Annotated in this window: 9 protein-coding genes and 1 tRNA gene; 6 read left to right on the top strand and 4 right to left on the bottom strand. The window is 67.0% G+C overall.

The window, feature by feature from the left end:
* Positions 1-16 precede the first annotated feature (16 nt).
* Complete coding sequence (locus M2332_RS10050) at positions 17-583, bottom strand: hypothetical protein (protein WP_181561165.1); 567 nt, start codon at positions 581-583, stop codon at positions 17-19.
* A gap of 226 nt (positions 584-809) precedes the next feature.
* Positions 810-974 (bottom strand): DUF1674 domain-containing protein, encoded by a 165-nt coding sequence (locus M2332_RS10045; RefSeq protein ID WP_264573935.1) that lies wholly within the window; start codon positions 972-974, stop codon positions 810-812.
* Positions 975-1,082: 108 nt separating this feature from the next.
* On the opposite strand from M2332_RS10045, the gene M2332_RS10040 reads away from it, so the two are divergent.
* The 5 genes from M2332_RS10040 (at position 1,083) to M2332_RS10020 (ending at position 7,330) form a co-directional block, all read left to right on the top strand.
* Positions 1,083-2,393 (top strand): RsmB/NOP family class I SAM-dependent RNA methyltransferase, encoded by a 1,311-nt coding sequence (locus M2332_RS10040; RefSeq protein WP_264573934.1) that lies wholly within the window; start codon positions 1,083-1,085, stop codon positions 2,391-2,393.
* 79 nt (positions 2,394-2,472) lie between these two features.
* The gene (gene rpe, locus M2332_RS10035) at positions 2,473-3,135 is read left to right on the top strand and encodes a ribulose-phosphate 3-epimerase (protein WP_264573933.1); all 663 of its coding nucleotides are present in this window, start codon (positions 2,473-2,475) and stop codon (positions 3,133-3,135) included.
* A complete protein-coding gene (locus M2332_RS10030; protein ID WP_264573932.1) occupies positions 3,132-4,889 on the top strand; it encodes a heparinase II/III family protein in 1,758 nt (585 codons plus the stop codon). Before rpe ends, M2332_RS10030 begins: the two co-directional genes overlap by 4 nt.
* An 11-nt stretch (positions 4,890-4,900) precedes the next feature.
* Entirely contained in the window at positions 4,901-6,490 is a 1,590-nt protein-coding gene (gene purH / locus M2332_RS10025) for a bifunctional phosphoribosylaminoimidazolecarboxamide formyltransferase/IMP cyclohydrolase (protein WP_264573931.1), read from the top strand.
* Positions 6,491-6,622: 132 nt separating this feature from the next.
* On the top strand, positions 6,623-7,330 hold the full coding sequence (locus M2332_RS10020; protein ID WP_264573930.1) for a peptidylprolyl isomerase: 708 nt from the start codon (positions 6,623-6,625) through the stop codon (positions 7,328-7,330).
* Here the strand turns inward: M2332_RS10020 and M2332_RS10015 are convergent.
* Together M2332_RS10015 and M2332_RS10010 are read right to left on the bottom strand one after the other, a co-directional pair.
* Complete coding sequence (locus M2332_RS10015; RefSeq protein WP_413715953.1) at positions 7,327-11,982, bottom strand: NAD-glutamate dehydrogenase; 4,656 nt, start codon at positions 11,980-11,982, stop codon at positions 7,327-7,329. The two genes, M2332_RS10020 and M2332_RS10015, sit on opposite strands and share 4 nt — an antisense overlap.
* A gap of 139 nt (positions 11,983-12,121) precedes the next feature.
* The gene (locus tag M2332_RS10010) at positions 12,122-13,444 is read right to left on the bottom strand and encodes a hypothetical protein (RefSeq protein ID WP_264573928.1); all 1,323 of its coding nucleotides are present in this window, start codon (positions 13,442-13,444) and stop codon (positions 12,122-12,124) included.
* Between the two features lie 224 nt (positions 13,445-13,668).
* Here M2332_RS10010 and M2332_RS10005 point away from each other — a divergent pair.
* A tRNA-Thr gene (locus tag M2332_RS10005) sits at positions 13,669-13,744 on the top strand.
* The last annotated feature ends 3 nt before the right edge of the window (positions 13,745-13,747 follow it).

Genomic DNA, 13,747 nt, shown 5'->3' with positions numbered 1-13,747 from the left:
CCTCGCCCCCGCTCGCCTAGATTTCCGCGATCTGCGCGCAAATCCGGTCAAGTGAGGCGGCTTCCCGCTCGACTTCCCGCAGGCCGATTTCCAGCGGGCAGTTCTTGATATCCCGGCAGTTCAGGATCTTGCCGGATGCGCCCTGTGCGCCGTCGATGATCAGCTGGCGGAACTGCGCGGTGCGCTGGAGGCTGCCATCGATGGTGGCGATCACCGCCAGCGCATCCTGATCGTGCCGGTCGCGCATGGCGACCAGCGCGCGCAGTTCGGCGAGCAGCTTTTGCAGCGTGGGGCGGGTTCGTCCGCCGACGGAGCGCACATCGCCGAACGACTCGCGCATGGTCGAAACCTTGTCGGCGGTCGTCCGCTCAAGCTGGCCCCAGGCGAGAATCAGGCGGCCGACCGCCTGCAACAGCGCAGCATCGCCATCGGCAGGCGCAGTCGCAGGTCGTGCGCCGGGGAAAAGATCGGGCTGGTCTTCTGAAAGTGGTTCGCCGGTCGGCGTGGGAGAACCGACCGGCGTTCCTTGCTCGACACCGGCATTGTTGCCGGGCGAAGCAGAAGTTCGGTGGGAATCGGACACGTTGCTCATCCGTCAGGCAACAGCGCGCATCGGCATGATGGTGGGATCATCACAGCAGACACAATGGCATCTCGCCCCGAGACCAGCGAACCGACTCTTCGTCCCACTCTCTTTGTGGAGTGTTAAGTGTACTATATGACTGATAGCCGCCGATAGTGCATCCGAAAATTGCGTTGTACCAAGGCGAACGCCAAAAAAATGCAACATTGCGTGCAGGGGGCGGCGCTCAAAAATCAACGGCGATGCCCTTGCGCTCCCAGTCGCCGAAGCGGGTCGGGTCCAGCTCCTCGTCAGAAGGGCGCGGCTGCGCCGGGGCTTCCTCGGGCTGGGGCACCGGCGGGCTTTTCGAAAGGTAGCTCGGCGGCTTGAGATGATCGGGGCGTTTTCCCACGCTTTAGTGCTCCGTTTTCGTGCCAATGGCACGCGGTTCGTGACCTGATGATGCCATAAGCGGCATTTCCCGGCCACGTATCGACTTTAGCTGTTATAGGGCCTAGCCATGTCCCGCCCAACCGCCAAATCGCAGCACGTCCCTCAAAATGCCCAACCTGCCGGTCTGCCTGCGCGGCGAGCGGCGCTCAGCCTGCTCGATGCCGTGATCCGGCGGGGGCAGCCGCTCGAACAGGCGCTGGGGGCTGCGGCCCGCAACATCAGCCATCCGCCAGACCGCGCCTTGGCGCATGGCATCGCGGCCGGGGTGCTGCGTTACATGACGGAACTGGATGCGCTGATCGACAGCGCAACCGCCCGTCCGCTGCCCGTGGACGCGAAGGCGCGCATGGTGCTGCGGCTGGCGCTGGCGCAGGCGCTCATCCTCGAAACACCCCCTCATGCCGTGATTGCGACGTCCCTGCCCCTGGTCGATGGCGGGCCGCGCAAGCTCGTTCATGGCGTTCTGGGCACCTTGTTCCGGCGCCAGCTGGCCGTCCCCGAGGCGCCACGCCTGCCGGACGAAGTCGAGGCGCGCTGGGGCGCGGCGTGGGGCGAAGAGGTCGTCGGCGCGGCGCGGCAGCTGATCGCGCACCGCCCCCCGCTCGATCTCACATTGCGCGATGCCGGAACGACTGACCAATGGACGAAGCGGCTTGGCGGCGTATCGCTCATGCCCGGTCACGTCCGTTTGCCGGCGGATAGCGAGGTAACAGCCCTGCCCGGCTATGCTGAGGGGCAATGGTGGGTGCAGGATCTCGCCGCCTCGCTGCCGGCCCGGCTGCTCGGGGCGGGGGGGGGCCGTTCCGTGCTCGATCTGTGCGCGGCGCCGGGCGGCAAGACCATGCAGCTTGCGGCTGCGGGCTGGCGCGTCACCGCCGTCGACCAGTCCCAGCGCCGGCTGGAGCGGATGCAGGCCAATCTCGCGCGCACCGGGCTTGAGGCAGCTGTGCTGCGCGCCGACCTCACCAACTGGGCGCCGGACGCACCTGTCGACGCGATCCTGCTCGATGCGCCCTGTAGCGCGACCGGCATTTTCCGGCGTCACCCGGATGTGTTGCACCGCGTTGGCCCGCGACAGATTGCCGAGATGGCCGAAATCCAGGCGGCGCTCGTCGCGCGCGTGTCAGGCTGGCTGAAGCCTGGCGGCGTGTTGGTCTACGCCACCTGTTCGCTGGAGTCCGAGGAGGGCGAGGCGCAGATGGACACCCTGCGTGCGAACCATCCCGACATGCTGCCACGGCCGATCGACACGGCCTTGCTGCCCGAGGGACTCGTGGCAGAAGGGCATGTGCTGCGCCTTCTCCCCGGCGCGTTGATGCCGGCGGGCGGGCTGGATGGATTCTTCATCGCCAGCCTGTCCCGCTCTGACTCGGTTTAGGGCACGCGCGGCGCAATCCATCCACAACTTTCGGCCTGTGGCAGTTGCACTGTCCGAATCGCAGGGTTAAGCGAAATTCATGATGCCATCCGTGCGTATTTCCCCGTCGATCCTCTCCGCTGACTTCGCGCGCCTGGGCGAGGAGGTCCGCGCGGTCGACGAGGCGGGTGCCGACTGGATCCATGTCGACGTGATGGACGGACATTTCGTGCCCAACATCACCATCGGCCCGATGGTCGTGAAGGCGCTGCGGCCGCACACTCAAAAGCCGCTTGACGTGCATCTGATGATCTCGCCGGTGGACAGCTTCCTCGATGCGTTTGCGGAGGCCGGCGCGGATATCCTGACCGTGCATCCCGAGGCCGGGCCGCACATTCACCGCACGGTTCAGCGGATCAAGGCGCTGGGCAAGAAGGCGGGCGTCTCGCTCAATCCCGGCACGCCGGCCAAGATGCTGGACTATCTGCTCGAGGATCTCGATCTGGTCCTCATCATGAGCGTGAACCCCGGCTTTGGCGGGCAGAGCTTCATCGACAGCCAGCTGCGCAAGATCGAGGCGGTCCGCAAGGCCATCGACAAGACCGGCAAGGAGATTGCGCTGGAAGTCGACGGCGGCGTGGATGCTATCACCGCCCCGCGCGTCATTGCGGCGGGGGCCGATGTGCTGGTGGCGGGCACCGCGACCTTCCGGGGTGGCCCCGCATCCTATGCCGACAACATCCGGATGCTGAGGGGCGGATGAGCGCCCGGCCGCTCCCCACGCCTACGCCGCCCCCGGAACCCCCGGTGGAAGACGGTATTGAGCGGGGCAAGCGGCTGATTCGCGTCTCGGATGATCGCGGCGTGTCGCTGACCGAGCGGCTCGCCAATCATTTCTACCGCCTGAGCTGGGCGACGCCGTTCCACAATATGCGGCTCAAGGGCAAATATCCGCTCAAGCTGCTCGCCGTGCCGGATGACGGCATTCCGGGCGACGCGCGGGCGGGCAAGGCGCTGCGGGCGGGCTATTTCCTGTTTCGCGGCCTCAAGCAGCCCGTGGCCACGCTGGACTGGCGCCGCATCGAGCAGCCGGCGGAGTTCGTGGATTATCTCCACAGCTTCCGCTGGATGCGCGATCTGGCGGCCGCCACCACGCGGGACAATGCGGTGCCCGTCGCCGAGGCACAGATGCGGGCCTGGCTGACCGCCCATGCCGAAAAGCCGACCGACCCTGCCTGGCGCGCCGATAATGCCGGCTGGCGTATCCTGTACTGGACGGCCTATTCGCCGCTGATCCTCTCGAGCAACGATCTCGTCTACCGCAGCCTGGTGCTCAACAGCATCGCGCGCACGGCGCGCCATCTCGATCGGGGCGCGGACAAGGCGCCGCTGGGCCTGCCGCGCGTGATCGCGTGGACCGGCATCGTTGCGGCCGGCCTGCTGCTGCCCGGTGGCGATCCGCGACGGATGTTTGGCGAGGCCGGGCTGCGGCGCGCGCTGGAGACGGGCTTTTCGAGCGATGGCGGCATCATTTCCCGCTCGCCGCTGGAGCAGGTCGAGGCGATCACGCTGCTTGCGATGCTGCGCGCCGTCTATGACGTCCGCCGCGCCGACCTGCCGGCCTGGCTGGCTGAAACGATGGAGCGCATCGTCGCGGCTCTGCTCGGCATATTGCATGGCGATGGCGCGCCCGGAAGCTGGCAGGGCGGGGCGCCGCTCGATCCCGCACGGATTACCGCTATCGTCGCGGCCTCCGGCATTCGCGCCCGGCCGCTGCGGCAGGCACGCGACTGGGGCTATCAGCGGCTGAGCGGCGGCACGACTGTCGTTCAGGTCGATGCGGCCCCGCCGCCGGTGGCCCGGCTGGCCTCCAATGGCTGCGCCTCGACCACGGCGCTGGAAGTCTCGGATGGGCCGGTGCGGCTCATCGTCAATTGCGGCGGCGCGGCATTGGCGGGCGCGTCTCTCCCGGCTGATCTGACCCAGGGTCTGCGCACAACGGCGGCGCATTCCACGCTGGTGCTGGACGATACCAATTCCACCGCGATTCTTCCCGATGGCGCGCTCGGTAAGGGCGTGAGCGAAGTGGAGCTGGATCGGCAGGAGCATGAGCAGGGCAGCCGGCTCGAGATTGCGCATGATGGCTATGCGCGGCGCCTTGGCCATTTGCATCGGCGCACGCTGGTTCTCACGCATGAAGGGCGGGAGCTGCGCGGCGAGGACGTGCTGCTGCCCGGCAGCCGCCGCCGCAAGCCGGTCAGCTGCCCGCTCGCCATCCGCTTCCATCTCGGCCCGGATATCGAGCCGACGTTAACCGCCGATCGGCAGGGCGCCCTCTTGCGCTTGCCGAGCGGTGCCTTGTGGCAGTTCCGGGTCGGCGCCGGGGAACTCGCAGTGGAAGAAAGCCTCTGGGTGGACGGCGAAGGCAGGCCCCACCCCACGCAGCAACTCGTGGTGAGCGCCACCACGGGGCCGGGCGGAACAAGCATCGGCTGGCTGCTCAAGAAATCGGGATAAGGACAAGACAGATGCAGGATGTGACGATCCGGCGGGCACTCCTTTCGGTGTCCGACAAGACCGGGCTATTCGAGCTGGGCGCCGCGCTGGCGCGCCATGGCGTGGAACTGGTTTCCACCGGCGGCACGGCCAAGGCGCTGCGCGAGGCGGGGCTTGAGGTGCAGGATATTTCGGACCTCACCGGTTTTCCCGAGATGATGGACGGGCGCGTCAAGACGCTGCACCCCAAGGTCCATGGCGGCCTGCTCGCGGTGCGCGATAATGCCGAGCATGTCGCGGCGATGGAGGCGCATGAGATCGGCGCGATCGATCTCGTCGTGGTCAATCTCTATCCCTTCGCCGCCACCGTCGCCAAGGGCGCCGACCGGGACGAGGTGATTGAGAATATCGATATTGGCGGCCCTTCGATGGTCCGTTCTGCGGCCAAGAACCACGCCAGCGTGACGATCCTCACCGATCCGGCCGATTATGCGCGTCTGATGGACGAGATGGACGAGAAGGGCGGCGCGACCAGCTATGATTTCCGGCGCCTCTGCGCCGCCAAGGCCTATGCCGCGACCGCGGAATATGACGCCATGATCGCAAGCTGGTTCGCCACGGTGGATCAGGGCGAGCCGTTCGCGCCGCGCATGGCGGTCCCGCTGCGGCTCGGCCAGTCGCTGCGTTATGGTGAAAACCCGCACCAGCAGGCCGCGCTGTATCTGCCGGCCTTCGCGCCCGAGGGCGGCCTTGCCGATCACCGGCAGGTGCAGGGCAAGGAGCTGAGCTACAATAATCTGGCCGATGCCGATGCGGCGATGGAGCTGGTCAGCGAGTTCCGCGACGGGCCGCCCACGGTGGTCATCATCAAGCACGCCAATCCCTGCGGCGTCGCCACCGGCGAGACGCTGATCGACGCCTATCGCGCCGCCTTCCAATGCGACACCGTCTCGGCCTTTGGCGGCATCATTGCAGTCAACCGGCCGCTCGACGGGCCGACCGCAGAAGCGATCACCGAGATCTTCACCGAAGTCGTCTGCGCGCCGGATGCGGATGATGCGGCGCGCGCCGTGTTCGCGAAGAAGAAGAATTTGCGACTCATCCTCACCGGTCCGCTGCCCGATCCGGCACGCGCGGGCATGACGATGAAGTCCATCGCCGGCGGCATGCTGGTGCAGACGCGCGACAATGGCCGCATCAGCCGGGATGACCTCAAGGTGGTGACCAAGCGGGCGCCGACCGATCAGGAACTGACCGACTGCCTGTTCGCCTGGACCGTCGCCAAGCATGTCCGCTCCAATGCCATCGTCTATGCTAAGAATGGTGTGACGGCGGGCATCGGTGCCGGGCAGATGAACCGGCGCGATTCCTCCCGCATCGCGGCCATCCGCGCGCGCGAGGCGGCCGAGGCTGCGGGCTGGAGCGAGCCGCGCACCGTCGGTAGCGCCGTAGCGTCCGATGCCTTCTTCCCCTTCTCCGACGGCCTGCTCGCAGCGGCCGAGGCTGGCGCACGCGCGGTGATCCAGCCGGGCGGGTCGCTGGGCGACGACGCGGTGATCGCGGCGGCGGATGAGGCCGGGCTGGCGATGGTCTTCACCGGGATGCGTCACTTCCGCCACTAAGCTGTGCCGGCAGACGTAGGCATGCAGCCGGAGCGCGCCTCGGTCCGCCCGGTTCTGCGCGCCGGCGGGTTGATGCCGGGCGCCGCGATGTGACATGGTGCGGCTTCGCCCGCCCTGCCACTGCCCGGATCGATGCTCTTGTTTCTTCAGCCTGTCCCCGTCCTGCGCCTGAACCTCATCTTCCTCGCTCTCTTCACCCTGCTGCTGGTTGCGCTGCCCGGCCCGGTGCTTGCGCAAAGCGCGACGAAGCCGACGCCGGGCTTCATCCGCGTGCGGCTGGAGACGGACATGGGCAACATCGTGCTCGCTTTGAACGCCCGCCGCGCGCCCAAGACAGTCGCCAATTTCATGATCTATGTGGATGATGGCCGGCTGGACGGGACGAGCTTCTACCGCGCCTTCCGCCGCAAGAACGATCCCAAGTCGGGCTTCGTCCAGGGCGGGATCGATACCGAGGCGCGGCGGGTCTACTTCCCCACTGTGGAGCTGGAGCCGACCGATCAGACCGGCCTCAAGCATCTCGATGGCACTATTTCCATGGCGCGCCACAAGGAGCCGAATTCGGGTACCGGCAACTTCTCCATCCAGGTCGGCGCCAACCCCACGCTCGATGCAAGGCCGGGCTATGCGGGCTATGCCGCCTTCGGCCAGGTGGTCGCGGGGATGGATGTGGTCAGGCGCATCATGGCGCGCGACACCTGCTGCGGGCGCGGCGTGATGTTCGGCCAGATGATCAAGGACCGCGTCACGATCAAGCGCGCCGTGCGGCTTGATGGCACGGCCAAGCCGAGCGGCGTGGTGAAGCCCTGGCTGGTGAGCCCGCGCGGCGCGGTTCGCTAGCGGCTGAGCAGCGTTCGGGCCTGTCCGGTCAGTTCTGCGACCATAGCGGCAGAGGGTGCCGGGGCCTGCCGGGCGCGGGCGATGAAGTCCGTGAACTTCTCCACCGCAACCTTGTTCTCCGCGAGCCAGCGATCGAGATGCTCCTCGCTCGTCTTCGCGCCGGCGCGGGCCAGGAAGCCGAGCCGCATCTGCTGCAATTCCCGCGCGCTGCCGGCAACCAGCAAGCGTTCCCACGGGTCGCTCGGCGTCATCTGGGCGGCGAGGGCCTGAAGCCAGTCAATGCCGAGCAGGCTGCCCAGCCGCGTGAAGGCGGCGGCAACGCTCAGCGCGTCCTGCGACCCCTTCTGCGCGAGCAGGGCAAGGCCGATGGCGCCATCCATCTTCACCAGCATCACGGTCCGTTCGGCCAGCGCATCCGGCACGCCAAGGCTGGTGAGCATGGCTCTCATGGCTTCGGCGGCCTTGAGCGGCTCGGGCTGCAGCAGGCTGTCGACCTTGGTCTTGAGCGTGTCGATGGCGCCATCGAGCATCGCCATCGCTTTGTGCGGCGCGATGCCGGTCGGCAAGGAGCGGTGCGCATCGCCGATATGGCCTGCCATCGCGTTGGCGACGCTGCGGTAGAGGGCGAGCCGCGCCTGCTCGGAGAGATCGGCGCTATCGATATCGTCCCAAAGCTGCCGCACGCCGAACAGGCGCTCGGCGATCACGAAAGCATGGGCGATTTCATCGAGCGAGCAACTGGCTTCCTCGGTGAGGGCAAAGGGCAGAATCACGCCGAGGCGATTGACGATGCGGTTGGCGATCTTGGTGGCGATGATCTCGTCGCGCAGCTGGTGGGCGGCAATCGCATCCCCCTCGCGCTGCTGCATCAGGGGCGGGAAGGCACCGATCAGGTCGCTTTCCAGCGCGGGATCGCGGGCAAGGTCGCTCTTCTCGATGGCGTCCTGCAGCGTCAGCTTCGCGGTCGAGAACAGCACGGCCAGCTCCGGCCGTGTCAATCCCAACCCTTCGCTGGCGCGGCGCATCAGCTCCTCATCCGGGGCAAGACCTTCCACCTTGCGGTCGAGATGCCCGCCATCCTCCAGCGTGTGGATCAGGTGGACATAGGAGGCGAGGTCTGCGCTCCCCCCCTGCTCCGCAATGGAGAGGCCGAGCGCCTGCAGGCGGTTGTCTTCCAGAACGATGGCGGCGACCTCATCGGTCATGGCCCGCAGCAGGTCATTGCGCGCCTCCTGCGCAAGCCGCCCTTCGGCGACCTCCTTGTTGAGCGCGATCTTGATGTTCACTTCATTATCGGAGCAATCGACGCCCGCGCTATTGTCGATGAAGTCGGTATTGATCCGGCCGCCCTTGAGCGCATAGGCGATGCGCCCGGCCTGGGTGACGCCCAGATTGGCGCCCTCACCGATTACCTTGGCGCGCACGTCCTCTCCATCCACGCGCAGACGGTCGTTCGCGGTGTCGCCGACCTCGGCGTTGTTCTGGTTGGCGGCCTTGATGTAGGTGCCGATGCCGCCGAACCAGAGCAGATCGGTCTCCGCGCGCAGCAGCGCCGAGATCAGCGCCGCCGGCTCCATGGCCGTCTGGTCGGTGCCGACCAGCGCCTGCATCTGCGGGCTGAGCGGGATGCTCTTTTCGCTGCGGGCGAACACGCCGCCGCCTTCGCTGATCAGGCTTTCCTTGTAATCCGCCCAGCTTGAGCGCGGCAGCTTGAACAGGCGCTGGCGCTCCTTCCAGCTCGCCGCGGCATCGGGATCGGGGTCGATGAAGATGTGGCGATGATCGAAGGCTGCGACGAGGCGGATGCTCTTGCTCAGCAGCATCCCATTGCCGAACACGTCGCCGGACATGTCGCCCACGCCGATGACCCGCACCGGGTCCTTCTGCACATCGACGCCCATTTCCGCGAAATGGCGCTGCACGCTGATCCACGCTCCGCGCGCGGTGATGCCCATCGCCTTGTGATCATAGCCGTTGGAGCCGCCGCTGGCGAAGGCATCGCCCAGCCAGAAATGATGATCGATGGCGATGGCATTGGCGATGTCCGAGAAACTCGCCGTGCCCTTGTCGGCCGCGACCACGAAATAGGGGTCGGCGCCGTCGCGGATGACCATGCCCTTTGGGTGCACGGTCTTGCCCTTGACGATATTGTCAGTGACGGAGAGCAGGGCCCGGATGAACACCCGGTAGCTCTCGGTGCCTTCGGCCAGCCACGCATCGCGGTCGCTTGCCGGGTTGGGCAGCATCTTGGGGTAGAAGCCGCCCTTGGCGCCGGTCGGCACGATCACCGCATTCTTCACCCGCTGGGCTTTCATCAGCCCCAGGATTTCGGTGCGAAAGTCGTCGCGCCGGTCGGACCAACGCAGCCCGCCGCGGGCGATGCGCCCGGTGCGCAGGTGGATGCCCTCTACGCGCGGCGAATAGACCCAGATCTCGCGCCAGGGCAGCGGTTTAGGCAGGCCGGGCACCAGCGCGCTGTCCAGCTTGAAAGCCAGCGCCTCCTGCGCGGCCGGGGTGAAGGCGTTGGTGCGCAGCGTGGCGTTGACCACAGCGCGGTAGAGCCGCAGGACGCGGTCTTCATCGAGGCCTTTGACGCCTTCGAGTGCGGTGTCGATGGCGGCATTGAGCGTCGCGGCGTCATCGGCATCCTTACCGCGCGCGGGATCGTGCAGCGCAAAGAACAGGTCCACGATCTGGCGGGCGATATGCGCCTCGCGCCGCAGTGTTTCGACGACGGTCAAAAGGCCGTAGGCAAGCCCGGTCTGGCGCAGATAGCGGAAGATGGCGCGCAGGAAGACGATGTCGCGCGGCCCCAGCTGCGCTGTAACGATGAGTTCGGCAAAGCGATCATTTTCCGCCCGGCCCTCCAGCACGGCATCCAGCGCCTCGCTGACAATTGCCGCGCGGTCGAGCACCTCGGCCGCGGGGCCGCCATCCTGCCGCTCGAGGGTGAAGCGCTGGATATGGCCGAGCGACCCCTCCGAGCCCGCGCTGGTGCTGCGCTCCTCCAGCACCCGGAAGCCGAAATTCTCGAACGCCGGCACCGCTTCGGACAGAACGAGCGGTTCAAGCGAATAGATCTTCACCCGCAGCTGGTGGTCGCCATCCTGCGCGATGCGGTAGAAGCGCACGCTGCGATCATCGGGGCCGGTGAGCTGGTGCAGCGCCAGCACGTCCCGGGCGGCTTCATCCGGCCCGGCGCTTTCCCGGTAGGACATCGGGAAGGTGGGCGCATAACGCTGGGCGAGCACGGCGGCGCGTGAGCTTTCGCCAAGCTCGATCAGGCCCTGTTCCACGGCGGGGGTCCAGCCGCGCAGCAGTTGCGCGATCTGCAGGTCCAGCGCCTCGGCATCGGGCACCTGTCCTTCATCACGCAGGTCGAAGGTGAAGCGCACCAGCGCCAGCCCGCTTTCCTCCAGCGCGATGGACCAGCCGAGCAGGCTGGCGTGCGCCGCCGAGGCGATTAGCGCGGAGATGCCTTCGCGGCGGCTGGTCGAGAGGTCGTCGCGCATCATCCAGACGAAGGCGAAGAGGTGCCGGCCCAACACGTCGCTCACCAGCTCCAGCTTGGGGCGGGGCCGGTCGGCCAGCGACATGGCGGTGAGCGTGATGCGGTCCCGGTCCTGCGCGCTGAACGCCAGCATCAGGTCGTGCGGCAGGGCGGTGAGGGCGTGCACCAGCGATTTGCCGGCATGACCGGAGGGATTGTAGCCGAACCGCGCCATCAATCCAGAAAGCGTGTCGCGCAGGATGGGCACATCCTCCGGCGCGGTGGCGAGCGCCGCGCTCGTCCACAGGCCGGCATGGATGGAAATGGCGGTGATCTTGCCCTCTTCCCGCACCGGCACGAGGAACAGGTCGATCAGCACATGGCGATGGACCTTGGCCATCATGTTGGATTTGAGGATCAGCGGCCCGGCATGGCCAGATTCGAACCAAGCCAGGGCCGCAGCGGCGGACTGGTCCGAAAGCACGGGGCTTTCGGCGGCCCGGCAGATGCCCTTGCGCCGGCTTGGCTGGGCATTCGGCGTCCACAGCTCGTGCCCCAATTGAGTGAGATTGCCCTTGAGCAGCCAGCGCAGAAAGTCGCCGCCTTCGCCGGCACCCAGGCGATTGGCGTCGGCATTGAGCGCATCGATCATCGCCCGCCAGTCGCTTACCGCCGCGCGGACGTGGCACAGGGTTTCCTCCAGCGCCCGACAAAGCTCCCGCCGACCGCGCGCGTCGATGCGGTCGGTCTCGATATAAATCAGCGATTCGCGGACGGCGCCGTCCTCATCGCCAATGGCCAGCAACCCGCCGTCCTCGTTACGCCGCACCGGGAGAATCGGGTGGGCGAGCACGTGGATCACCAGATCGGCCTGGCTCAGGCAATTGCCGATGCTGTCGACAAGAAAGGGCATGTCGGCGTTGATGATGGCGATGCGCTGCCGCCGGCTCGCGGCGCCGGCACTGCGCTCATCGGTCAGGCTGTCGATGAGGATGGCGCTCTCGCCATCCTTGCGCATTGCGGCGGCTTCCAGCACGAAGCGCGCCGCCTCGTCCCATTGGTCCGGTTGGGGCGATTGTTGCTCGCTTTCGAGCACGCCCTTGGCCAGTGCCTCCGCGATGGCTGCTGTCAGCGCGTCGTCGCGATTGGTCTTGATGGTCATGGACATCCTCTTCCACTTGTGCCGGCCCTTGTCTGCCTAACGCACATCTGTGGAAGCAGTGTCGGGCCTGTGTGGTTAAACCCCCCCGGCAGGGTCCGCAACCGGACCCTTGCTCGGCCTGCTTAGGCTCCGCGCCGGCTCAGGATGCCGGAAGGGCCTTGGCTGCCTTCGCCAGAACCCGTTCGGCAAGCTGGTCGGCGCCATCGAGCGCTGCGACCATGGCAAGTGAGCCGTCGGCCTCTCGCCGCATGATCACCACGGCCAGCCCTTCGCCGTCCATGGCCAATTGATCGGCGGGGAGGGCAGGGGCCTGCTTCAGCACCCGGCGGGAGCGCATGATGGCCTTGTGCGGCTCTTTGGGAGCTTCGTTGCGGCGCGCCGCGCGGACCTGCGCTACCACGCCCTTGAGGCCGCCCACCGTGGCATGAAGATGCGCGATCAGGGCGCCAGGCTGCATCCGCGAATCGAGCGCGAACTGGATGGCGCAGACGAACTCGGCCAAGCGCGTCTTGTCATAGTGCGTGCCGAAGACCAGCTTTACCAGCGCCGTCAGCGGGCTGCGGGGCTGCACGGCTATGCCGGAGTCGGCGAGCAGCGCGGCATAATCCTCCGGCCGGGCGGCGGCGACCTGCGCCAGCGCATGCGCGAGCCCGACCGCGCGGTAGAGCGCGTGGCGTGTCCGCCCCTCCTGGGCATGGGCGGCCATGGCGGCATCGCGCGCCAGGGCCAGCATGTCGGCCAGCGCCGTATCTTGGTCCGGCAGGGTGATCGTCTCGCTGGTCAGGTCCAGCGCATCGTCGGTCGGCACGTCTTCGGCGAAATCGGTCACGGACGCAGCCGCGATCGTCTGCGCGGAGGGGCCATCGGCCCAGATGGCGGTGGCGTCGGTCGTCCTCACACGCACCGGCGCGGCGGCCTCGGCCTGCGCGATGATGCTTTCGGTCAGCGCGTCCGTCGCGACCTCCTTCCAGTTGATCACGCCATAGACGAAGTCGATCGCGTCATCGCGTGTCGAGAAGGGCATCATGATGCCGCGATACATGACCTCGACGCCACGCTGGTTGGTGAACTCCGCCTCGAACCCGATCGGTGCGGCGTTGGCCACGATCTGCAGATAATGGTCGGTCAGGCGGGAGAGCAATGTGCGCGCCGGAACCTGGCTGGCCCGGCGCACGGAGGTGTCGATATCGCACTGCGCGGCCAGAGCAGGACCGATGAAGGCAATGGTCGGATCCTCGACGCCCGCCGTGAAGTCCAGCAGCACGCTGTGCGAGCCGAAATCCTGCAGTTCCTCGGGATTGAGATCCTCGATGCTCGGCAGCGACCGGTCGCGCAGCAGCGAAGACCAGTAATTATAGGCGCGGATGTGCATGCGCCGCTCGTCGAAGCGGACGAGCGGAGGGGCATCCATGGCTTCGTCCAGCGTAGTGACCGCGTCGGCCTGGCTGTGATGTACGTCCATTCGAGGATTCGCCTGTGGTCGCGTGCAACGGGCGAACCCTGCGCCATGAAGGGTAAAGGCCCGGTAAAGGCACCAAATATCGCCGCCGGCCCGCGCGATACCACAGGCGAAAACGCGATCGGCGCTTGCCATGCCCGGCACACGCTGATAAGCGCCCCGCCTGCATGATCGTGTGCCGCGCTGGACACGCATCATGATGATCGCCGGTTTGCCGGCGAGCCGGAGCCGCTTTAGCTCAGCCGGTAGAGCATCGCATTCGTAATGCGAGGGTCAGGTGTTCGAGTCACCTAAGCGGCACCATTT

Source organism: Sphingobium sp. B11D3A, from assembly GCF_025961695.1.
In the GTDB taxonomy this organism is placed as follows: Bacteria; Pseudomonadota; Alphaproteobacteria; order Sphingomonadales; family Sphingomonadaceae; genus Sphingobium.
This window is presented reverse-complemented; position numbering and strand designations above follow the sequence as displayed.

Coding starts and splice junctions, on each gene's coding strand:
- M2332_RS10040 (WP_264573934.1), top strand. CDS start 1,083: ATGTCCCGCCCAACCGCCAAATCGCAGCACGTCCCTCAAAATGCCCAA.
- rpe (WP_264573933.1), top strand. CDS start 2,473: ATGATGCCATCCGTGCGTATTTCCCCGTCGATCCTCTCCGCTGACTTC.
- M2332_RS10030 (WP_264573932.1), top strand. CDS start 3,132: ATGAGCGCCCGGCCGCTCCCCACGCCTACGCCGCCCCCGGAACCCCCG.
- purH (WP_264573931.1), top strand. CDS start 4,901: ATGCAGGATGTGACGATCCGGCGGGCACTCCTTTCGGTGTCCGACAAG.
- M2332_RS10020 (WP_264573930.1), top strand. CDS start 6,623: ATGCTCTTGTTTCTTCAGCCTGTCCCCGTCCTGCGCCTGAACCTCATC.
- M2332_RS10015 (WP_413715953.1), bottom strand. CDS start 11,982: ATGACCATCAAGACCAATCGCGACGACGCGCTGACAGCAGCCATCGCG.
- M2332_RS10010 (WP_264573928.1), bottom strand. CDS start 13,444: ATGGACGTACATCACAGCCAGGCCGACGCGGTCACTACGCTGGACGAA.